This is a genomic window from Acidovorax sp. GW460-11-11-14-LB4, from assembly GCF_059423685.1.
The window spans coordinates 24,192-44,022 of record NZ_JBWKYJ010000008.1 but is presented as its reverse complement, the minus strand read 5'-3'; the positions used below and the strand labels follow the sequence as shown (position 1 = coordinate 44,022).

Here is a 19,831-nt window from a genome sequence, read left to right as displayed (position 1 = left end):
CGGGGCCTACTTGGGCATCCACACCCGCACCAGGGACAGCAGCTTCTCCACGTCCAGCGGCTTGGCGATGTAGTCATTGGCCCCGGCGGCCAGGCATTTTTCCTGATCGTCCTTCATGGCCTTGGCGGTCAGCGCGATGATGGGCAGGCGGCGCCACTCGGGGCGGTTGCGGATCTCGCGCATGGCGGTGTAACCGTCCATCTCCGGCATCATGATGTCCATCAGCACCAGGTCAATCGCAGGGTGGCCGCCGCTGCCGGCGCGTTCCAGCGCCTGCAGGGCCTCCAGGCCGTTGCGCGCGATCTCCACGCGGATGCCGGTGGGCTCCAGGATGCTGGAGAGCGCAAACACGTTGCGTACATCGTCTTCCACCACCAGCACGTTGCGGCCTTCCAGGGCAGTCTCGCGGTTGCGGGCCACCTGCAGCATCTGGCGGTGCTCTGCCGACAGCTCCGACTCCACCTGGTGCAGGAACAGCGTGACCTCGTCGAGCAGCCGCTCGGGGGAGCGCGCGTCTTTGATGATGATGGACTTGGAAAACCGGCGCAGCTGCTGCTCCTCGTCGCGCGACAGGGCGCGGCCTGTGTACACGATGACGGGCGGGAAGGAGACACCGTCCTGCTCCGTCATCTGCTGCAGCAATTCGTAGCCGCTCAGGTCGGGCAGGTTCAGGTCCATCACCATGCAGTCGAAGGTGGAGCCGCGCAGGTGCGCCAGCGCCTCGGCTGCCGTGCCGGCGCCCACGATCTCCACGTCGTCGTTGGTGAGCAGGTGGCGCACGCTCTCGCGCTGGCGCTCGTCGTCTTCCACCACCAGCACGCGCCGCAGGTTCTGGGTGAACTTGGCTTCGAGCCGCTGCAGGGCATGCACCAGTTCGTCGCGCTTGACGGGCTTGAGGGCGTAGCCCACGGCCCCCCGGCCCAGGGCCTCTTGTGAGTAGTCGGCCACCGAAACCACGTGCACCGGGATGTGGCGCGTGGCCGGGTTGCGCTTGAGCTGGTCGAGCACGCCCAGGCCCGAGAAGTCGGGCAGGTTCACGTCCAGCACGATGGCGCTGGGCAGGCTGTGTATCGCATACGCCAGGCCGTCGGCCGCGTTGTGGGCCAGGTGGCAGTCAAAGTCCATCTCCCGCGCCAGGTCGCTCAGGATCTGCGCAAAGCGCACGTCGTCCTCGATCACCAGGATGCTGCGCGCGCCCGCACGGCGGGGGGCTGCGGGTGCAACTGGTACAGCCACAGGCGGCAAAGCCAGGGCCGAAGGAGCCGGTGCGACGACCGGTGCCGCCGCATGGGCTGGAGCAGGTGCCGCCAGCGGCGCTGCGGGGGCCGCTTCTGGCGACGGGGGCACCAGCTTCTGGGGCAGCACCAGGGTGAAGACGCTGCCTTCGCCCGGCGTGCTGTGCACGTGGATCGATCCGCCCAGCAGCTGCGCCAGGTCGCGCGAGATCGACAGGCCCAGGCCCGTGCCGCCGTATTTGCGGTGCGTGCTGCCATCGGCCTGGCGGAAGGCTTCGAAAATCAGCTCCTGCTGGTGCGCCGGGATGCCGATGCCCGTGTCCTTGACGGCGAATGACAGGGTGTCGTCCGGGTTGCGCGACACATGCAGCGCCACCGAGCCCTTCTCGGTGAACTTGAGCGCGTTGGACAGCAGGTTCTTCAGCACCTGCCCCAGGCGCTGCGGGTCGGTGTCCAGCGTGGCGGGAGCGTCGGGGGCGACGGTGGCGGTGAGCGTCAGGCCCTTCTCCTGCGCCAGCGGGCGCAGCGGGTCGATAAGGGTTTGCAGGGCCTTGGACAGCGTTACCGTTTCCACCGACACGGTGGCCTGGCCGGCCTCGATCTTGGACAGGTCGAGGATGTCGTTGATGAGGGCCAGCAGGTCGTTGCCTGCCGCGTAGATGGTCTGCGCGTACTTCACCTGCTCGGCGCTCAGGTTGCCCGGCTTGTTGTCAGACAGCAGCTTGGCCAGGATCAAGGTGGAGTTGAGCGGCGTGCGCAGCTCGTGGCTCATGTTGGCCAGGAATTCGCTCTTGTACTGGCTGGCCAGCTCCAGCTCGCGGGCCTTGTCCGTCATGGCGCTTTGGGCGCGTAGCAGTTGTTCGCGCTGGTATTCCAGCTGCTGGGTCTGCGCCTCCAGGTGGGCGTTGGTCTGCTCCAGCTCGGTCTGCTGCACCTCCATCTGGGCCTGCGACTCTTGCAGGATGCGGCTTTGCTGCTCCAGCTCTTCGTTGCTCACGCGCAGTTCTTCTTGCTGGGTCTGCAGCTCTTCGGACTGGCGCTGGGTTTCTTCCAGCAAGGCCTCCAGACGGTTGCGGTCAATGCCCGCGCGAATCGCCACCGCCAGGATGCCCGAGGCGCGCTCCATCAGGGTGCGCTCAGGCTCCGTCAGCGGGCGATGAAAGCCCAGCTCGATCACGGCAAAGACTTCGCCGTTCTCGATGGCGGGTGCCAGCAGCAGTTCGGTCGGTGCGGACTGGCCGGTGCTGGACGACACCATCAGGTGCCCGGCGGGCACATCGCGCACATGCAGCATCTGGCGCGAGCGTGCGACCTGTCCCACCAGGCCCTCGCCGGGCAGCAGGCGCTGCTCCAGCCGCTCGCGGGGCAGTGCGTAGCCCCCAAATAGGGTGAGTGCGCCGTTGCAGTCGGCCACGTAGCCCGCCCCTACGGCGGCGCGCAGGTACTGCGCCAGGTATTCGAGTGTGAGCTGGCCCAGGTCTTCCAGCCGGTGGTCGCCCTGGATGCGCTGGCTCAGCCCGTTGAGGCCGGCCGCCACCCAGGACTGCTGCGCCTTGAGGCGGTACTCCCGCGCATTGGCGGCGGCCGACAGGCAGATGAGCACCAGCAGCACGAACGAGCCGCCCCAGGAGTAGTAGGTGGACATGGCCGCAGCCTCCACCCATTGCTTGCGGTCGCTCTCCAGTTGCTGGTTCAGCAGCGTGGACAGGTCCGACGCCAGGTCGCGGATGCGGTCCATCAGCACGCGGCCGGCATCATTGCGGGTCACGGCCACGGCGGCTTCCTGGCCCTTGGAGCGGCGCAGTTCAATGGTCTCGCCCAGCTCGCGCAGTTTTTCGTGGCGCAGGTCGTCGATCTGCAGCACCAGGCGCCGCTGCACGGCGCTGTCGTCCGTCAGTTCCTTCAGGCGCGCCATGTTGCGCTCCATGGCGCTCAGCGACAGGTTGTAGGGCTGCAGGTAGGTGTCGTCCCCCGTCAGCAGGTAGCCGCGCTGGCCGGTCTCGGCGTCCTTCAGTGACGACACGAACAGGTTGAGGTGGCGCATGGTCACCGTGGTCTCGTCCATGGCTTCCACCGCTTGCGCGCGCACCTGGGCGGTGCGGAAGTTCACCAGCGCGATCAGCACCGTGGCGAGGGCAGCAATCACAAATCCCACCAGCATTCCGCGGGGGACAGCAAAACGCGTGGCGGCCTGGGAGGTCGATGTATGGGGCATGCGTTGGTGCCCCAGAGGGCGGTGCGTTGGGGGAACGAGCGGAGACTTTAACGGGTTTTGTGCTCGCGCTGGGGCTGTTACCTGGCCCCGGTGACGCGCGCCTCAGTCGCGGCGCTGCTGCTACATTCTGTGCGCCCGTGGCCCGCCACCCGCCGCAGCGTCTTGCTGCGGAGCCTGCTCTTGTAATGGTCCCATCATGTCGTCGTCCCCTGTTTCCCCCCGCAGCCGTTTTTCGCTCTATCTCGACCTGATCCGCTGGGACCGCCCCGCTGGCTGGCTGGTGTGCCTGTGGCCCACGCTGAGCGCGCTGTGGATTGCGGCCGACGGCTTCCCGGGCTGGCACCTGCTGGCGGTGTTTGTGCTGGGCACCATCCTCATGCGCAGCGCAGGCTGCTGTGTGAACGACGTGGCCGACCGCGACTTTGACAAACACGTCAAGCGCACGGCGCAGCGCCCGGTCACCACCGGTGCGGTGTCGGTGAAGGAGGCTCTGGGCCTGGGGGCGCTGCTGGCGCTGGTGTCGTTTGGCCTGGTGCTCACCACCAACACCGCCGCCATCGCCTGGTCGGTGCCCGCCGTGCTGGTGGCCATTGCCTACCCCTTCACCAAACGCATCATCTCCATGCCCCAGGCGGTGCTGGGCATTGCGTTCAACTTCGGCATCGTCATCGCCTTTGCCGCCGTGCAGGGCAGCGTGCCCGCCGTGGCCTGGTGGATGTGGCTGGGCAATATGTTCTGGGTGCTGGCCTACGACACCGAATACGCCATGGTGGACCGGGACGACGACCTGAAGATAGGCATCAAGACCTCGGCCATCACCCTGGGACGGCTGGATGTGGCCGCCATTGTGGTGTTTTATCTGCTTTTCTTGGGTATTTGGGCGGTGGCGCTACAGCCGTATGCCTTGGGTGCTATTTTTTATGTAGCGCTTGCGGTGGCGTTGGCCCAGGCCGTGTGGCACTTCACGCTGATCCGCACCCGCACCCGCGAGGGCTGCTTCAAGGCGTTCCGCATCAACCACTGGCTGGGCGCCACGGTGTTTGCGGGCATTGCGGGCAGTTGCCTCGTGCGCGCAATGCTCACCAATTGATAGCGGTTAGCGCTTGATCGACGAGCGCTACCGCCCCAAAACATCAAGATCCAAACTCGTTGCCCAATTCGTTGGCACGTTTTTCGGCCGCGCGCATGGCGGCCTCGAACGCCTGCGACACGCCGCTGACTTCCATCGACTGCAGGGCCGCGTAGGTGGTGCCGCCCTTGGAGGTGACGCGTTCGCGCAGTACGGCGGGGGATTCGTCGGAACGGCGGGCCAGCTCGGACGCGCCCACAAACGTGCCCACGGCCAGCTGGTGCGCCTGCGCTTCGGTCAGGCCCATGCCCACGCCGGCGCGTGTCATGGCTTCGAGGAAATAAAACACATAGGCCGGGCCCGAGCCCGACAGAGCGGTGACGGCGTCGAGCTGGCTCTCGCTCTCCACCCACAGGAATTCACCGGTAGACGCCATGATGGCTTCCACGCTCTGGCGTTCGGCGCTGGTCACGGCGGGGCGCGCGTAGATCGCGCTCATGCCCTTGCCCACCAGCGCAGGCGTGTTGGGCATGGTGCGCACGATGCGCTCGGTGGAGAGCCACTGGGCGATGCTGTCCGAGCGAATGCCCGCCGCCACGCTCAGGTGCAGGGCCTGCTGGGTGTGCGCCTTGGCCTGCGCGGCGGCGTCCTTGAAGGTCTGTGGCTTGACCGCCCAGACCACGATGCTGGCGCGCTGCAGTGCGGGGCCTGCCTCGGGCTGTGCCGTGAGGCCGAAGTTCTTGAGCAGCGCCTCGCGCGTGGGGGCGTAGGGCTCCACCACCTCGATCTGGCTGGCCGGGTGGCCCTGGCGGATCAGCCCGCCGATGATGGCGCTGGCCATGTTGCCGCCGCCGATGAAGGCGATGGTGGGGAGGTTTGGGGAGGCAGTGGTCTGGCTCATGGTGCGTGCAGGCAAGGTGGCAAACAAGGAAGGGCCACGATGGTAGCGCCGCCGGGCCGTCAGTCCATGTCTGCAGCGGCGACAGCGGCAGGACTCATGGGAGGAAAGACGGGCTACTGGGACGGCAGAGACCTTGTCACCCCAGCGCCGCGGGGACCTCAGGCTGCCGTAGTTTGGCGCACCGCATGCTCCCAGTTCGCCATCAGCTCCTGCGCACGCGCGCTGCTGAGTGTGGGCACAAAGCGGCGGTCGGCGCGCCACAGTTGCGAGAGTTCATCCGTGCTGCGGTACACGCCGCTCGACAGCCCTGCCAGGTAGGCCGCGCCCAAAGCGGTGGTCTCGATGACCGCAGGCCGCACCACCGGGATACCGAGCAGGTCGGCCTGGAACTGCATCAGCAAGTCGTTGATGCAGGCACCACCGTCCACACGCAGCTCGCTCACCGGGGCGCCGCCAGCGGCCACGGCGTCGCGGCTCATGGCCAGCAGCAGGGCAGCGCTTTGGTAGGCGATGCTTTCGAGCGCCGCGCGCGCAATGTGGCCCAGTGTGGTGCCACGTGTGAGGCCGGTGATGGTGCCGCGTGCGTCGGGCTTCCAGTACGGGGCGCCCAGGCCGGTGAAGGCGGGCACCATCATCACGCCGCCCGAATCGGGCACGCTTTGGGCCAGCGACTCGACCTCGCCGCTGGTGGAGATGGCGCGCAGGCCGTCGCGTAGCCACTGCACCACGGCGCCGCCCACAAACACGCTGCCTTCCATGGCGAATTCAGGCTGGGTCGATGCCTGGGCCGCGCTGGTGGTGAGCAGGCCGTTCTGCGAGGTCTGGAACGTGCTGCCCGTGTGCATGAGCATGAAGCAGCCGGTGCCGTAGGTGTTCTTGGCCATGCCCGCCGTGAAGCAGGCCTGGCCGAACAACGCGCTTTGCTGGTCGCCCGCCACGCCGCCGATGCGGATGGCGTGGCCCAGCAGGTCGGCCGCCGTGTCGCCAAAGTGGGCGCTGGACGGCAACACCTCGGGCATCAGTGCCTTGGGGATGCGCAGCAGCGCCAGCAGTTCGTCGTCCCACTGGTTGGTGTGCACATTGAACAGCATGGTGCGCGAAGCGTTGCTCACGTCCGTCACATGCACCTTGCCGTGGGTGAGCTTCCACATCAGCCAGCTGTCCACCGTGCCAAAGGCCAGTTCGCCGCGCTCGGCCGCGTCGCGCACGCCGGGCACGTGGTCCAGCATCCACTGCAGCTTGGTGCCCGAGAAGTACGCATCCACCAGCAGGCCGGTCTTGGCCTGGATGGTGGCGGCGTGGCCTTGGCTTCGCAGCTGGGCGCAGGCGGGCTCGGCACGCCGGTCCTGCCACACGATGGCGTGGTGCACGGGCTGGCCGGTTTTGCGGTTCCAGAGCACCGTGGTTTCGCGCTGGTTGGTGATGCCGACGGCACGGATGTCGCGGGCCGCAATGCCCGCCTTGGCCAGCGCATCGCGCGCGGTGGCGAGCTGGGTGCGCCAGATCTCCAGCGGGTCGTGCTCCACCCAGCCAGGCTGGGGGTAGATCTGCGGCAGCTCCAGCTGCGCCTGCGCCACGATGTGGCCGCCTTCGTCAAAAACGATGCTGCGGGAGCTGGAGGTGCCTTGGTCGAGGGCGAGCAGGTAGGTCATGGGGGCAAAGGATAGGGGAAGCTACGCGGCCACCGTGCAGATGACTTCAGCATCTTGCAGAAGGGCCGGGAAAGGTTGTGGCGGCGGTGCGTCGGTGAACAGTCGGTCGATCTGTGCCAGCGTGGCCAGTTGCACCATGGCCGGGCGGTTGAACTTGCTGAAGTCGGCCGCCAGCCAGACCTCGCGCGCGTGCTCGATGATGGTTTGCGCCACCTTCACCTCGCGGTAGTCGAAGTCGCGCAGCGACCCGTCCGGCTCGATGCCTGAAATGCCGATGAGCGCAATGTCCACCTTGAACTGGCGGATGAAGTCCACCGCCGCTTCGCCCACGATGCCCCGGTCACGGGCGCGCACCACGCCGCCGGCCACGATGACCTCGCACTCGGGGTTGCCGCTCAGGATCGCGGCCACGTTGAGGTTGTTGGTGATCACGCGCAGGCCTCGGTGGTGCAGCAGCGCCTTGGCAATGGCCTCGGTGGTGGTGCCGATGTTCAGGATCAGCGAGCAGTCGTTGGGCACCTGTTCGGCCACGGCGCGCGCAATGCGCGCTTTGCCTTCGGCATGCAGGTTTTCGCGCTGGGTGTGCGCCAGGTTCTCCACCGTGGAGCTGGGCACGCGCACGCCGCCATGAAAGCGCGTGAGCAGTCCGGACTCCGCCAGGCGCTGCACATCGCGGCGCACCGTCTGCAGCGTGACCCCCAGGGTGTCGGCAAGTTGTTCCACCGTGGCGGACTTGCGCGCGCGCACTTCTTCGAGGAGTTGGAGTTGGCGGGGATTGGTGTTCACGGTGGGGTGTTGTGCGCAGTGTTATGTCACCGAATCGTAACGAATCTGAAACATTCGCTTTGGTGTCCGGTGGCACGCTAAAGACTGTAAATCGAACAAAAACGAATTGATTAAGGGTAAACCTTGATTCGATTCGAACAAAAAGGAACAAAAATGAAAAATATCGAAATTTGAGGGCTGCCGTGCGTGTGTGCAGCCCTTTCACACAGGCCTCAGGGCCGGAAGAGGATGCTTCATGCAGCTGGCGTTGGACAGCATCAGCAAAAAAGTCGGGGCGCAGACCTGGCTGTACGACATGAACCTGTCGCTGCAGCCCAATGCCGTGACGGTATTGCTGGGGGCGACCCAGGCGGGCAAGACCAGCCTGATGCGCATCATGGCCGGGCTGGATACGCCCACGTCGGGCACCGTCAAGGTCGATGGTGTGGATGTGACTGGCATGCCCGTGCGCGACCGCAATGTGGCCATGGTGTACCAGCAGTTCATCAACTACCCCTCGATGAAGGTGGCGGCCAACATTGCGTCGCCCCTGAAGCTGCGCGGCGAAAAGAACGTCGACGCCAGGGTGCGTGAGATTGCGAGCCGCCTGCACATCGACATGTTTCTGGATCGTTACCCGGCCGAACTCTCCGGCGGGCAGCAGCAGCGTGTGGCGCTGGCGCGTGCGCTGGCCAAGGGTGCGCCGCTGATGCTGCTGGACGAGCCGCTGGTGAACCTGGACTACAAGCTGCGCGAAGAACTGCGCGAGGAGCTGACCCAGCTGTTTGCTGCCGGCCAGTCCACCGTGGTCTATGCCACCACCGAGCCGGGCGAGGCCCTGCTGCTGGGCGGCTACACCGCAGTGCTCGACGAAGGTCAGTTGCTGCAGTACGGCCCCACCGCCGAGGTGTTCCATTCCCCCAATTCGCTGCGTGTGGCGCGCGCTTTCAGCGACCCGCCCATGAACCTCATTGCTGCCTCGGCGGCCCCTTCCGGGGTGCGTCTGCAGGGTGGGGTGGAGCTGGCGGTGCATCTGCCGCAAGGGGTGGCCACGGCCGCAGGGCTCACCGCAGGCGTGCGCGCCAGTGCGCTGCGCGTGGTGGCCCGCCCGGGTGACATCAGCGTGGGCGGAGTGGTCGAGCTGGCCGAAATTTCGGGCTCTGACACCTTTGTGCACGCGGCCACGCCCTGGGGTGACCTGGTGGCGCAGTTGACCGGTGTGCATTACTTTGAACTGGGCACGCCCATCACGCTGCACCTGGACCCTGCCCAGGTCTATGTGTTTGGTGCTGATGGCCGACTGGCTTGGGCGCCCGCAAGGCCCGCTACTGCACAAGGAGGGCGCTGACATGGCCCGCATCAGCCTGGACTTGGCGCATTCGTACAAGCCCAACCCGCAGCAGGACGGCGACTACGCGCTGCTGCCTTTGAAGATGGAGTTCGAGGACGGTGGTGCCTATGCGCTGCTCGGCCCCTCGGGCTGTGGCAAGACCACCATGCTCAACATCATGTCGGGCCTGCTCGTACCGTCGCACGGCAAGGTGCTGTTTGACGGGCGTGACGTGACGCGCGCCAGCCCGCAAGAACGCAACATTGCCCAGGTGTTCCAGTTCCCGGTGATCTACGACACCATGACGGTGGCCGAGAACCTGGCCTTCCCGCTGCGCAACCGCAAGGTGCCCGAGGACCAGATCAAGCAGCGTGTGGGCGTGATCGCCGAGATGCTGGAAATGAGCGGTCAGCTCAACCAGCGCGCGGCAGGCCTCGCGGCCGACGCCAAGCAGAAGATCTCGCTGGGCCGTGGACTGGTGCGCGCCGATGTGGCGGCCGTGCTGTTCGACGAACCGCTCACGGTGATCGACCCGCACCTCAAGTGGCAGCTGCGCCGCAAGCTCAAGCAGATCCACCACGAACTCAAGCTCACGCTGATCTATGTGACCCACGACCAGGTGGAGGCGCTGACCTTTGCCGACCAGGTGGTGGTGATGACGCGCGGCAAGGCCGTGCAGGTGGGCTCAGCCGACGCCTTGTTCGAGCGGCCCGCGCACACTTTTGTGGGGCACTTCATTGGCTCGCCGGGCATGAACTTCTTGCCTGCGCACAGCGAGGGCGACAGCCTCACTGTGGCCGGGCACCGCCTGGCCAGCCCCGTGGGCCGTGCGCTGCCGAATGGTGCCGTGCAGGTCGGCATCCGGCCCGAATACCTGGCGCTGGCCCAACCGCAGCAGCCGGGCGCATTGCCTTGCAACGTGGTGCAAGTGCAGGACATCGGCACCTACCAGATGCTGACCGCCAAGGTGGGCGAGCACACCGTCAAGGCGCGCTTTACGCCCGAGACGCGGCTGCCATCGGCCGGTGACACGGCATGGCTGCAGGTGCTGGGAACCCACACCTGCTTCTACCAGAACGAGCAGTTGCTGACTGCGGAGGTCGCCCCATGAGCGCCGCCCGGCCGCCCGAAGGCGCTCAGCACCGCAGTGCGCAGCACGGAGGTTTCCAATGAGTACCACGACCAAACCCGTGAACCAGAAGGCCTGGTTCCTGATCCTGCCCGTGATTTTGTGTGTGGCCTTCTCGGCCATCCTGCCGCTGATGACGGTGGTGAACTACTCGGTGCAAGACATCATCAGCCCCGAGCGCCGCGTCTTTGTGGGCACGGAATGGTTCGTACAGGTGATGCGCGACGAGGAACTGCACGCCGCGCTGCTGCGCCAGCTCACCTTCTCGCTGGCCGTGCTGGCGGTGGAGATTCCGCTGGGCATCCTGCTGGCACTGTCCATGCCTGCGCAGGGCTGGAAGTCGTCCGCCGTACTGGTGGTGGTGGCGCTGTCGTTGCTGATCCCCTGGAACGTGGTGGGCACCATCTGGCAGATCTATGGCCGTGCCGATATCGGCCTCATGGGCAGGCTGCTGCAAGAGGTGGGCATCGAATACAGCTACACCGGCAACGCCACGCAGGCCTGGCTCACGGTGCTGCTGATGGATGTGTGGCACTGGACGCCGCTGGTCGCGCTGCTGGCCTTTGCCGGGTTGCGCTCCATCCCCGACGCGTACTACCAGGCGGCACGCATCGATGGCGCCAGCAAGTTCGCGGTGTTCCGCTACATCCAGCTGCCCAAGATGCGTGGCGTGCTGATGATTGCGGTGCTGCTGCGCTTCATGGACAGCTTCATGATCTACACCGAGCCGTTCGTGCTGACCGGCGGCGGACCGGGCAATGCCACCACCTTCTTGAGCCAGTACTTGACGACCAAGGCCGTGGGCCAGTTCGACCTGGGCCCTGCCGCAGCGTTTTCGCTGATCTATTTCTTCATCATCCTGCTGCTGTGCTTCATCCTCTACAACTGGATGCAGCGCGTGGGTACCGCCAGCAACGAAGGAGCCGGCCATGAATGAAAAGCGCTTCCAGAAGCGGTCGATCTTCCTTGTTGTCTACCTGCTGTTCGCGCTGTTGCCCATCTACTGGATGGTCAACATGAGCTTCAAGACGAACGAGGAGATTCTTTCGACCTTCACGTTCTTTCCACAGCACTTCACCTGGGCCAACTACAAGACCATCTTCACGGACGAGTCCTGGTATTCGGGCTACATCAACAGCCTGATCTATGTGGGCATCAACACGGTGATCTCGCTCACCGTGGCGCTGCCCGCCGCCTATGCCTTCAGCCGCTATCAGTTCCTGGGCGACAAGCATGTGTTTTTCTGGCTGCTGACCAACCGCATGACGCCGCCCGCCGTGTTCCTGCTGCCGTTCTTTCAGCTCTACACCACCGTGGGGCTGATGGACACGCACATTGCCGTGGCACTGGCGCACCTGCTGTTCAACGTACCGCTGGCGGTGTGGATTCTGGAAGGCTTCATGAGCGGTATTCCGCGCGAGATCGATGAGACGGCCTATATCGATGGCTACAGCTTTCCGCGCTTTTTCATGACCATTTTCCTGCCGCTCATCAAGGCTGGTGTGGGCGTGGCCGCGTTCTTCTGCTTCATGTTCAGCTGGGTCGAGCTGCTGCTGGCGCGGACGCTGACCAGCGTGAATGCCAAGCCCATCGTGGCCACCATGACGCGCACCGTGAGCGCCTCGGGCATGGACTGGGCGACGCTGGCCGCCGCTGGCGTGCTGACCATCGTGCCGGGTGCGATCGTGATCTGGTTTGTTCGCCACTACATCGCAAAAGGCTTTGCGATGGGGCGGGTTTGAGGAGGCAGCGACATGTTTGATTGGATGGCCTGGACGCTGCCCGTGGCGGTGTTCTTCATTTGCATCGTGCTGATGCTGATCGGTATGACAGTGTGGGAGATCAAGTCGCCCACGACGATGCGCAAGGGTTTTTTGCCGCTGGAGACAACGCGCGGTGATCGGCTGTTCATTGGGCTGTTGTCGGCGGCCTACGTGAATCTGATCTTTGTCGGCGTCAGCGGCAAGCTGGCCCAGTGGTTCAGCCTGCAGGGTGACCCGTCGATCTGGATCAGCTTTGTGTTGTCGATGGCGCTGCTGCTGCTCATCCTGCGCAAGGGGTGAGGTGTTTGCAGGCAGCCTTGATTTCAATGGTTCCCGTCGCGCAGCTCAACCCTTCCCCGGAGCTGCGTGACCCTTGCATCCAAAGGGGAGATGACTATGAGGAGACAGGCACTATGAAGACGCGGTACACAGCGCTGGCACTGGCAGTGGCGGTCATGACGGGTCAGGCCGCCATGGCGGGCGAGGCGGAGGCCAAAAAATGGATCGACACCGAGTTCCAGCCCTCCACGCTGAGCAAAGACCAGCAGATGGCCGAAATGAAGTGGTTCATGGACGCGGCCAAGAAGCTGCAGGCCAAGGGTGTGAAGGAAATCTCGGTGGTGTCCGAGACCATCACCACCCACGAATACGAATCCAAGACGCTCGCCAAGGCGTTTGAGGAAATCACTGGTATCAAGGTCAAGCACGACCTGATCCAGGAGGGCGACGTGGTCGAGAAGCTGCAGACCTCCATGCAGTCGGGCAAGTCCATCTATGACGGCTGGATCTCGGACTCGGACCTGATCGGAACGCACTACCGCTACGGCAAGATCATGAACCTGACCGACTACATGGGCGGTGCAGGCAAGGAGTGGACCAACCCCGGCATCGACATCAAGGACTACATCGGCACCAAGTTCACGACCGGACCAGACGGCAAGCTGTACCAGTTGCCCGACCAGCAGTTCGCCAACCTGTACTGGTTCCGCGCCGACCTGTTCGACCGCAAGGACATCAAGGACAAGTTCAAGGCCAAGTATGGCTACGACCTGGGTGTGCCGCTCAACTGGAGCGCCTATGAGGACATCGCCGAGTTCTTCACCAACGACGTGAAGAACATCGATGGCAAGCCCATCTATGGCCACATGGACTATGGCAAGAAGGACCCGTCCCTGGGCTGGCGCTTCACCGACGCATGGCTGTCCATGGCGGGCTCTGCCGACATCGGCGCGCCCAATGGCCTGCCGATCGACGAATGGGGCATCCGCGTGGCGGACGACAAGTGCACTCCCGTGGGCGCCAGCGTGGCCCGTGGCGGTGCGACCAACTCGCCCGCAGCCGTGTATGCGCTGACCAAGTACGTGGACTGGATGAAGAAGTACGCGCCCAAGGAAGCCACGGGCATGACCTTCGGCGAAGCCGGCCCCGTGCCCGCACAAGGTCAGATCGCGCAGCAGATCTTCTGGTACACCGCCTTCACGGCCGACATGACCAAGCCCGGCCTGCCCGTGGTGAATGCTGACGGCACGCCCAAGTGGCGCATGGCCCCCGGCCCCAACGGCCCCTACTGGAAGCAGGGCATGCAGAACGGCTACCAGGACGTGGGCTCCTGGACCTTCTTCAAGGACCATGACGCCAACAAGACGGCTGCCGCCTGGCTGTACGCCCAGTTCGTGACGGCCAAGACCACGTCGCTCAAGAAAACGCTGACGGGCCTGACCCCGATCCGCGAGAGTGACATCCAGTCCAAGGCCATGACGGACGCCGCGCCCAAGCTCGGTGGCCTGGTCGAGTTCTATCGCAGCCCGGCGCGCGTAGCATGGTCGCCTACCGGCACCAATGTGCCCGATTATCCCAAGCTGGCCCAGTTGTGGTGGAAGAACGTGGCGCAGGCGGTCACGGGCGAGAAGACTCCCCAGGGCGCCATGGACACCCTGGCCGACGAGATGGACCAGGTGATGGCCCGCCTGGAACGCGCAGGCATGGCCCACTGCGCGCCCAAGCTCAACCCCAAGAGCGACCCCAACAAGTGGCTGAGCGACAAGCAGGCCCCCTGGAAGAAGCTGGCCAATGAGAAGCCAAAGGGCGAAACCATTGCCTACGACAAGCTGCTGCAGGCGTGGAAGGACGGCAAGACGCGCTGATCCACAGATCAAGGTGTGGTTGTAACCACCATTGATCGGCAGCCGGGGCTCACAAGGTCTCTGGCTGCCTTTTTTGCTCGATACCGCCCTCGGCACCTGTGCGGCTGCGGGGCGGGTTCTCACCCCGGGAGTGTCAGGAATTCAAGGGTAAACCCTTGGTTTCTACTCCGCCCATGGACAATCACCCCATGACCATTGCAACCGCACCCCTTCCTACACGGCGCGCCGACCTCCTGGCCCGCCTCGCCCAGCCGCAGCAGTATGACCTCGCCGTGATCGGCGGTGGCGCGACGGGCCTGGGGGTAGCGCTGGATGCCGCGGCGCGCGGCTTTAGCGTCGTGCTGGTGGATTCACACGATTTCGCCAAAGGAACCTCGTCCCGGGCCACCAAGCTGGTGCATGGCGGGGTCCGTTACCTGGCCCAGGGCAACATCGCGTTGGTGCGCGAGGCGCTGCATGAACGCACCACGCTGCTGCACAACGCGCCCCATCTGGCGCAACCGCTGCCCTTTGTGATGCCGTCGTACCGTTTCTGGGAAACGCCCTTCTATGGTATCGGGCTGATGATGTATGACGCGCTTGCAGGCAAGGCTGGCCTGGGCGCTACGGAGTTTCTGGGGCGCGCTCGCACCCTGCAATGTCTGCCCACCGCCCGTACCGAGGGGCTCAAGGGCAGTGTCAAATATTGGGACGGCCAGTTCGATGACGCTCGCCTGGCCTTGGCGCTGGCGCGCACGGCCGCCAGCCTGGGCGCTTTGGTTGTCAATTACTGTCCCGCACGGTCGCTGGTTCACGAGGCTGGCAAGGTCGTGGGTTTTGTCTGCGAGGACGCGGACAGCGGCCAGCAATTCACGGTGCGCGCTCGGTCGGTGGTCAACGCCACGGGCGTGTGGGTGGACACCCTGCGCCAGATGGACGGCGAAGCCATCGGTCGGCCTGTCAAGCCCATGGTGGCGCCCAGCCAGGGGGTGCACATTGTGGTGGACCGGGAGTTCTTGCCGTCCGACCACGCGCTGATGGTGCCCAAGACGGCCGATGGCCGCGTGCTGTTTGCGGTGCCTTGGCTGGGCAAACTCATTCTGGGCACCACCGACAGCCCGCGCCAGGATGTGGTGCGCGAGCCTGAGCCCTTCCGGGAGGAAGTGCGGTTCATCCTGGAGGAATCCGCGCGCTACCTGACCCGCGCGCCCCGCGTCGAGGACATCCGTAGCATCTGGGTGGGCTTGCGTCCGCTGGTCAAGCCGCAGGACGACGACGGCGACAACACCAAGAAGATCAGCCGGGAGCACACCGTGCTGGCCAGCCGCAGTGGCCTGATCACCGTGACGGGTGGAAAATGGACCACCTACCGGGCAATGGCCGAAGATGTGTTGCAAAAATGCTTCACCACGGGGCTGTTGCCTGAAAAACCAGCTGGGGTGACCAATCATCTGCCGTTGGTGGGAACTCCTCGGGAGCCCGTACAGCACCGCATCAGCGATGCCCAAGGACTGCACTCCTACGGCACGGAAGCGGCTGAGGTGCGGGCAATGCCCGGAGCGCAGACGGATCTCGGGGGCGGCCTGACGGAGGCAATGGTGCGCTTTGCGGCCCGCTACGAATACGCCTGTACGGTGGAAGATGTGCTGGCGCGGCGTTCGCGTCTGCTGTTCCTGGATGCCCGCAAGGCGATTGAGCTGGCGCCGGTTGTCGCAGGCCTCCTGCGCGAGGAGCTAGGCGCCGATCCGCAACTGGAGGCCTTTCTGGCCCTGGCGCAACAGTATCTGCATGTGCCCACATAACACGCGCTTGACTTCCTAAAAGTCTTTTGCAATAATCGAGGGCTTCGCGTTTCATGCGTGAAGTTTCTGCCCAGCGGGAAGTGCTGCAAATGGTTTGCGGTGCGGACGACGGGCCCAAGACTGACTGGCTGATTTGCAGCCCTTGAGAAGTTCTCTGGGGCTGTCGTCTTCTGGTGCAAGTTGGGAATATTGAAATGATCCAGACAGAATCTCGGTTAGAGGTTGCCGACAATACCGGCGCCAAGTCCGTCCTTTGCATCAAGGTGCTGGGTGGCTCGAAGCGTCGCTATGCAAGCGTTGGCGACATCATCAAGGTGAGCATCAAAGAAGCCGCTCCACGTGGCCGCGTCAAAAAAGGCGAGGTTTACAGCGCAGTGGTGGTTCGCACGGCGAAGGGTATTCGTCGCGGCGACGGTTCGCTCGTCAAATTCGATGGCAACGCAGCAGTGTTGCTGAATGCAAAGTTGGAGCCCATTGGCACCCGCATCTTTGGACCCGTGACGCGTGAACTGCGTACCGAGAAGTTCATGAAGATCGTGTCCCTGGCTCCTGAAGTTCTCTAAGGACGCGCCATGAACAAGATTCGCAAGGGCGACGAAGTCATCGTGCTGACCGGCCGTGACAAGGGCAAGCGTGGCACTGTGTCGCTGCGCAAGGATGACTCTCACCTCGTCATCGACGGTATCAACCTGGTCAAAAAGCACGCCAAGCCAAACCCTATGAAGGGTACGACAGGCGGCATCATCGAAAAGGCCATGCCGATTCACCAGTCCAACGTGGCCATCTTCAATGCCGCTACTGGCAAGGCTGATCGCGTGGGCATCAAGGTGCAGGCTGACGGCACGCGCGTTCGCGTGTTCAAGTCCAGCGGCGCTGAAATCAAGGCGGCCTAAGGGGTAAACATGGCACGACTCCAAGAAATTTACCGCGACAAGATCGCTCCCGAGCTGACCAAGCAGTTCGGTTACACCTCGCCGATGCAGGTTCCCCGTCTGACCAAGATCACCCTGAACATGGGCGTGAGCGAAGCAGTCTCGGACAAGAAGGTGATGGACAACGCTGTGGCCGATCTGACCAAGATTGCTGGTCAGAAGCCTGTGGTGACCAAGGCCAAGAAGGCTATCGCTGGTTTTAAGATCCGCGAAGGTCAGGCCATTGGTTGCATGGTCACGCTGCGTGGCGTGCAGATGTATGAGTTCCTGGATCGTTTCGTGACCGTGGCGCTGCCCCGCGTTCGTGACTTCCGTGGTATCTCCGGTCGCGCCTTCGACGGCCGTGGCAACTACAACATCGGCGTCAAAGAGCAGATCATCTTCCCTGAAATTGAGTACGACAAGGTTGACGCCCTGCGCGGTCTCAATATCAGCATCACCACGACGGCCAAGTCCGACGAAGAAGCCAAGGCGCTTCTCGCTGGTTTCCGTTTCCCGTTCAAGAACTGAGGCGAAGCATGGCTAAAGTAGCTTTGATCCAGCGCGAACTGAAGCGCGAAAAACTGGCAGCCAAGTACGCAACCAAGTATGCGGAACTGAAGGCAATCGCTGGCGATGCCAAGCGCAGCGACGAAGAGCGTGATGCAGCCCGCCTGGGCCTGCAAAAGCTCCCGCGCAACGCAAACCCCACACGTCAGCGTAACCGTTGCGAAATCACCGGTCGTCCACGTGGCACCTTCCGTCAATTCGGTCTGGCTCGCGCCAAGATCCGCGAACTGGCTTTCAATGGCGACATCCCAGGTGTCACCAAGGCCAGCTGGTAAGCAGGCAGGAGAGATTAAACATGAGCATGAGTGATCCCATCGCTGACTTGCTGACCCGCATCCGTAATGCACAGATGGTCTCCAAGGCCACGGTTCTGGTGCCATCTTCCAAAGTGAAGATCGCCATCGCCCAGGTGCTGAAGGACGAAGGTTATATCGACGGCTTCCAGGTAAAGACCGAAGCTGGCAAGTCCGAACTCGAAATTGCCCTGAAGTATTACGCAGGCCGTCCAGTGATTGAGCGCATCGAGCGCGTCAGCCGCCCTGGTCTGCGTGTCTACAAAGGCCGTGATTCCATTCCACAAGTCATGAACGGTCTGGGTGTGGCAATTGTCACAACGCCCAAGGGCGTGATGACCGATCGCAAGGCGCGCGCTACCGGTGTCGGTGGCGAAGTGCTCTGCTACGTGGCCTAACCCGCGGCATTGAGGAGAAACTGAAATGTCCCGAGTAGGAAAAATGCCCGTGACCATCCCCGCAGGTGTGGATGTGTCCGTGAAGAGTGACCAGATCTCCGTGAAGGGTTCTGGCGGCACCCTGTCGCTGGCGCAAAACGCGTTGGTGAAGGTGTCCAGCAATGAAGGCAAGCTCAGCTTTGAGCCTGCTAATGATTCCCGCGAAGCCAATGCCATGAGCGGCACGATTCGCCAGTTGGTCAACAACATGGTGGTCGGCGTCAGCAAGGGTTTCGAAAAGAAGCTGAGCTTGGTAGGCGTGGGTTACAAGGCTGCTGCAGCCGGTTCCAAGCTGAACTTGGCCGTCGGCTATTCGCACCCGGTCAACATCGAGATGCCCGCTGGTATCACGGTTGCCACCCCTACCCCCACTGAAGTGGTGATCAAGGGTGCTGATCGTCAACGCGTCGGTCAGATCGCCGCTGAGATCCGTGCTGTTCGTCCACCCGAGCCCTACAAGGGCAAGGGCATCCGCTACGCGGACGAAAAGATCACGATCAAAGAGACCAAGAAGAAATAAGGAGCTGCAACATGTTGACCAAGAAAGAGCAGCGTCTTCGTCGTTCGCGCCAGACCCGCATCCGCATTGCACAGCAAGGCGTGGCGCGTCTGACCGTGAACCGTACGAACCTCCATATCTACGCCAGTGTGATCTCCGGCGACGGCAGCAAGGTGCTGGCAAGCGCTTCGACGGCAGAAGCCGACGTGCGCAAGTCGCTCGGCGGTTCGGGCAAGGGTGGCAATGCCGCTGCAGCCCAGATCATCGGCAAGCGGATCGCTGAAAAGGCGAAAGCTGCAGGTGTCGAGAAGGTTGCATTTGATCGCGCAGGCTTTGCTTACCACGGTCGCGTCAAGGCTTTGGCCGACGCAGCCCGTGAAGCCGGCCTGCAGTTCTAAGCGGAGCGGAATAAAAAAATGGCTAAATTTCAACCCAAAGTGCAAGACGAAGGTCGTGACGACGGTCTGCGCGAAAAAATGATCGCGGTCAACCGCGTGACCAAAGTCGTGAAGGGTGGCCGTATTCTCGGTTTCGCCGCACTGACTGTGGTTGGCGATGGTGACGGCCGCGTGGGCATGGGTAAGGGCAAGTCCAAGGAAGTGCCTGCTGCTGTGCAAAAGGCGATGGAAGAAGCCCGCCGCAACATGGTCAAGGTGTCCCTGAAGAACGGCACCATCTATCACAACGTGACCGGCCACCATGGCGCGGCAGTGGTGATGATGGCTCCCGCACCCAAGGGTACCGGTATCATCGCTGGCGGTCCTATGCGCGCAGTCTTTGAAGTACTGGGTGTGACCGATATCGTGGCCAAGAGCCATGGTTCGTCCAACCCCTACAACATGGTCCGTGCTACCTTTGACGCGCTCGTCAATTCGACGACTCCGTCGAACGTTGCAGCCAAGCGCGGCAAGACAGTCGAAGACATCTTCGCCTGAACCGGAGCCTGAATATGACAACGCAACAAACCGTCAAGATTCAACTGGTGCGCAGCCCGATCGGCACCAAGGAATCGCACCGCGCCACCGTCCGTGGCCTGGGTCTGCGCAAGCTGAACAGCGTCAGCGAACTGAAGGATTCGCCCGAAGTTCGCGGCATGATTAACAAGATCAGCTACCTGGTCAAAATCGTCTGAGAGAT

Annotated in this window: 21 protein-coding genes; 17 read left to right on the top strand and 4 right to left on the bottom strand. The window is 63.6% G+C overall.

Going from position 1 to position 19,831, the window contains the following annotated elements; translation table 11 throughout:
- Window positions 1-6 precede the first annotated feature (6 nt).
- Window positions 7-3,450: a response regulator gene (locus tag AC07X4_RS05660; RefSeq protein WP_494739494.1), complete on the bottom strand. Its 3,444-nt coding sequence runs from the start codon at window positions 3,448-3,450 to the stop codon at window positions 7-9.
- Window positions 3,451-3,646: 196 nt separating this feature from the next.
- Here AC07X4_RS05660 and ubiA point away from each other — a divergent pair, with 196 nt between their 5' ends.
- Window positions 3,647-4,540, top strand: coding sequence for a 4-hydroxybenzoate octaprenyltransferase (gene ubiA, locus AC07X4_RS05655; RefSeq protein ID WP_494739493.1), 894 nt, complete (start codon window positions 3,647-3,649; stop codon window positions 4,538-4,540).
- Between the two features lie 43 nt (window positions 4,541-4,583).
- On the opposite strand, the gene proC is transcribed toward ubiA, so the two are convergent.
- The 3 genes from proC to AC07X4_RS05640 all read right to left on the bottom strand — a co-directional run bounded on the left by proC (window position 4,584) and on the right by AC07X4_RS05640 (window position 7,858).
- On the bottom strand, window positions 4,584-5,420 hold the full coding sequence (gene proC, locus AC07X4_RS05650) for a pyrroline-5-carboxylate reductase (protein WP_494739492.1): 837 nt from the start codon (window positions 5,418-5,420) through the stop codon (window positions 4,584-4,586).
- Between the two features lie 158 nt (window positions 5,421-5,578).
- Window positions 5,579-7,072, bottom strand: coding sequence for a glycerol kinase GlpK (gene glpK, locus AC07X4_RS05645; RefSeq protein WP_494739491.1), 1,494 nt, complete (start codon window positions 7,070-7,072; stop codon window positions 5,579-5,581).
- Window positions 7,073-7,093: 21 nt separating this feature from the next.
- Entirely contained in the window at window positions 7,094-7,858 is a 765-nt protein-coding gene (locus tag AC07X4_RS05640; RefSeq protein ID WP_015016027.1) for a DeoR/GlpR family DNA-binding transcription regulator, read from the bottom strand.
- 235 nt (window positions 7,859-8,093) lie between these two features.
- Between AC07X4_RS05640 and AC07X4_RS05635 the strand changes: the two genes are divergently transcribed.
- The 16 genes from AC07X4_RS05635 (at window position 8,094) to rpmD (ending at window position 19,826) form a co-directional block, all read left to right on the top strand.
- Window positions 8,094-9,185 carry an ABC transporter ATP-binding protein gene (locus AC07X4_RS05635; protein WP_494739490.1) on the top strand — a complete coding sequence of 364 codons (1,092 nt, stop codon included), beginning with the start codon at window positions 8,094-8,096 and terminating at the stop codon, window positions 9,183-9,185.
- Window position 9,186: 1 nt separating this feature from the next.
- Window positions 9,187-10,278 (top strand): ABC transporter ATP-binding protein, encoded by a 1,092-nt coding sequence (locus AC07X4_RS05630; protein WP_494739489.1) that lies wholly within the window; start codon window positions 9,187-9,189, stop codon window positions 10,276-10,278.
- A gap of 58 nt (window positions 10,279-10,336) precedes the next feature.
- Window positions 10,337-11,233, top strand: a complete 897-nt coding sequence (locus tag AC07X4_RS05625; protein WP_056065369.1) for a carbohydrate ABC transporter permease — start codon at window positions 10,337-10,339, stop codon at window positions 11,231-11,233.
- Entirely contained in the window at window positions 11,226-12,038 is an 813-nt protein-coding gene (locus AC07X4_RS05620) for a carbohydrate ABC transporter permease (protein ID WP_056065372.1), read from the top strand. The genes AC07X4_RS05625 and AC07X4_RS05620 overlap by 8 nt, the downstream gene beginning before the upstream one ends.
- Window positions 12,039-12,050: 12 nt before the next feature.
- A complete protein-coding gene (locus tag AC07X4_RS05615; protein ID WP_056065375.1) occupies window positions 12,051-12,359 on the top strand; it encodes a DUF2160 domain-containing protein in 309 nt (102 codons plus the stop codon).
- Window positions 12,360-12,472: 113 nt separating this feature from the next.
- On the top strand, window positions 12,473-14,203 hold the full coding sequence (locus AC07X4_RS05610; protein ID WP_056065378.1) for an ABC transporter substrate-binding protein: 1,731 nt from the start codon (window positions 12,473-12,475) through the stop codon (window positions 14,201-14,203).
- A gap of 188 nt (window positions 14,204-14,391) precedes the next feature.
- A complete protein-coding gene (locus AC07X4_RS05605) occupies window positions 14,392-15,984 on the top strand; it encodes a glycerol-3-phosphate dehydrogenase/oxidase (RefSeq protein WP_494739488.1) in 1,593 nt (530 codons plus the stop codon).
- Window positions 15,985-16,178: 194 nt separating this feature from the next.
- Window positions 16,179-16,547, top strand: a complete 369-nt coding sequence (gene rplN, locus AC07X4_RS05600; RefSeq protein ID WP_007861702.1) for a 50S ribosomal protein L14 — start codon at window positions 16,179-16,181, stop codon at window positions 16,545-16,547.
- A 9-nt stretch (window positions 16,548-16,556) separates the two neighbouring features.
- A complete protein-coding gene (gene rplX / locus AC07X4_RS05595) occupies window positions 16,557-16,877 on the top strand; it encodes a 50S ribosomal protein L24 (RefSeq protein WP_008906524.1) in 321 nt (106 codons plus the stop codon).
- 9 nt (window positions 16,878-16,886) lie between these two features.
- Window positions 16,887-17,426 (top strand): 50S ribosomal protein L5, encoded by a 540-nt coding sequence (gene rplE, locus AC07X4_RS05590; RefSeq protein ID WP_005793632.1) that lies wholly within the window; start codon window positions 16,887-16,889, stop codon window positions 17,424-17,426.
- An 8-nt stretch (window positions 17,427-17,434) separates the two neighbouring features.
- Window positions 17,435-17,740 carry a 30S ribosomal protein S14 gene (rpsN, locus tag AC07X4_RS05585; RefSeq protein ID WP_015016017.1) on the top strand — a complete coding sequence of 102 codons (306 nt, stop codon included), beginning with the start codon at window positions 17,435-17,437 and terminating at the stop codon, window positions 17,738-17,740.
- 20 nt (window positions 17,741-17,760) lie between these two features.
- The gene (gene rpsH / locus AC07X4_RS05580; RefSeq protein WP_005793636.1) at window positions 17,761-18,156 is read left to right on the top strand and encodes a 30S ribosomal protein S8; all 396 of its coding nucleotides are present in this window, start codon (window positions 17,761-17,763) and stop codon (window positions 18,154-18,156) included.
- A 25-nt stretch (window positions 18,157-18,181) separates the two neighbouring features.
- Entirely contained in the window at window positions 18,182-18,715 is a 534-nt protein-coding gene (rplF, locus tag AC07X4_RS05575; protein WP_056065384.1) for a 50S ribosomal protein L6, read from the top strand.
- An 11-nt stretch (window positions 18,716-18,726) separates the two neighbouring features.
- On the top strand, window positions 18,727-19,092 hold the full coding sequence (gene rplR, locus AC07X4_RS05570; protein ID WP_005793639.1) for a 50S ribosomal protein L18: 366 nt from the start codon (window positions 18,727-18,729) through the stop codon (window positions 19,090-19,092).
- Window positions 19,093-19,110: 18 nt separating this feature from the next.
- The gene (rpsE, locus tag AC07X4_RS05565; RefSeq protein ID WP_015016014.1) at window positions 19,111-19,629 is read left to right on the top strand and encodes a 30S ribosomal protein S5; all 519 of its coding nucleotides are present in this window, start codon (window positions 19,111-19,113) and stop codon (window positions 19,627-19,629) included.
- Between the two features lie 14 nt (window positions 19,630-19,643).
- Window positions 19,644-19,826 (top strand): 50S ribosomal protein L30, encoded by a 183-nt coding sequence (gene rpmD, locus AC07X4_RS05560; RefSeq protein ID WP_005793644.1) that lies wholly within the window; start codon window positions 19,644-19,646, stop codon window positions 19,824-19,826.
- Window positions 19,827-19,831 lie beyond the last annotated feature (5 nt).

Excerpts from the sequence above, each read along its gene's own strand:
- rplE (WP_005793632.1), top strand. The coding sequence starts at position 16,887 with ATGGCACGACTCCAAGAAATTTACCGCGACAAGATCGCTCCCGAGCTG.
- AC07X4_RS05605 (WP_494739488.1), top strand. The coding sequence starts at position 14,392 with ATGACCATTGCAACCGCACCCCTTCCTACACGGCGCGCCGACCTCCTG.
- rpmD (WP_005793644.1), top strand. The coding sequence starts at position 19,644 with ATGACAACGCAACAAACCGTCAAGATTCAACTGGTGCGCAGCCCGATC.
- AC07X4_RS05615 (WP_056065375.1), top strand. The coding sequence starts at position 12,051 with ATGTTTGATTGGATGGCCTGGACGCTGCCCGTGGCGGTGTTCTTCATT.
- rplR (WP_005793639.1), top strand. The coding sequence starts at position 18,727 with ATGTTGACCAAGAAAGAGCAGCGTCTTCGTCGTTCGCGCCAGACCCGC.
- rpsE (WP_015016014.1), top strand. The coding sequence starts at position 19,111 with ATGGCTAAATTTCAACCCAAAGTGCAAGACGAAGGTCGTGACGACGGT.
- ubiA (WP_494739493.1), top strand. The coding sequence starts at position 3,647 with ATGTCGTCGTCCCCTGTTTCCCCCCGCAGCCGTTTTTCGCTCTATCTC.
- AC07X4_RS05660 (WP_494739494.1), bottom strand. The coding sequence starts at position 3,450 with ATGCCCCATACATCGACCTCCCAGGCCGCCACGCGTTTTGCTGTCCCC.
- rpsN (WP_015016017.1), top strand. The coding sequence starts at position 17,435 with ATGGCTAAAGTAGCTTTGATCCAGCGCGAACTGAAGCGCGAAAAACTG.
- AC07X4_RS05635 (WP_494739490.1), top strand. The coding sequence starts at position 8,094 with ATGCAGCTGGCGTTGGACAGCATCAGCAAAAAAGTCGGGGCGCAGACC.
- AC07X4_RS05630 (WP_494739489.1), top strand. The coding sequence starts at position 9,187 with ATGGCCCGCATCAGCCTGGACTTGGCGCATTCGTACAAGCCCAACCCG.
- rplX (WP_008906524.1), top strand. The coding sequence starts at position 16,557 with ATGAACAAGATTCGCAAGGGCGACGAAGTCATCGTGCTGACCGGCCGT.
- rplF (WP_056065384.1), top strand. The coding sequence starts at position 18,182 with ATGTCCCGAGTAGGAAAAATGCCCGTGACCATCCCCGCAGGTGTGGAT.
- AC07X4_RS05620 (WP_056065372.1), top strand. The coding sequence starts at position 11,226 with ATGAATGAAAAGCGCTTCCAGAAGCGGTCGATCTTCCTTGTTGTCTAC.
- AC07X4_RS05625 (WP_056065369.1), top strand. The coding sequence starts at position 10,337 with ATGAGTACCACGACCAAACCCGTGAACCAGAAGGCCTGGTTCCTGATC.
- AC07X4_RS05610 (WP_056065378.1), top strand. The coding sequence starts at position 12,473 with ATGAAGACGCGGTACACAGCGCTGGCACTGGCAGTGGCGGTCATGACG.
- proC (WP_494739492.1), bottom strand. The coding sequence starts at position 5,420 with ATGAGCCAGACCACTGCCTCCCCAAACCTCCCCACCATCGCCTTCATC.
- rpsH (WP_005793636.1), top strand. The coding sequence starts at position 17,761 with ATGAGCATGAGTGATCCCATCGCTGACTTGCTGACCCGCATCCGTAAT.
- glpK (WP_494739491.1), bottom strand. The coding sequence starts at position 7,072 with ATGACCTACCTGCTCGCCCTCGACCAAGGCACCTCCAGCTCCCGCAGC.
- rplN (WP_007861702.1), top strand. The coding sequence starts at position 16,179 with ATGATCCAGACAGAATCTCGGTTAGAGGTTGCCGACAATACCGGCGCC.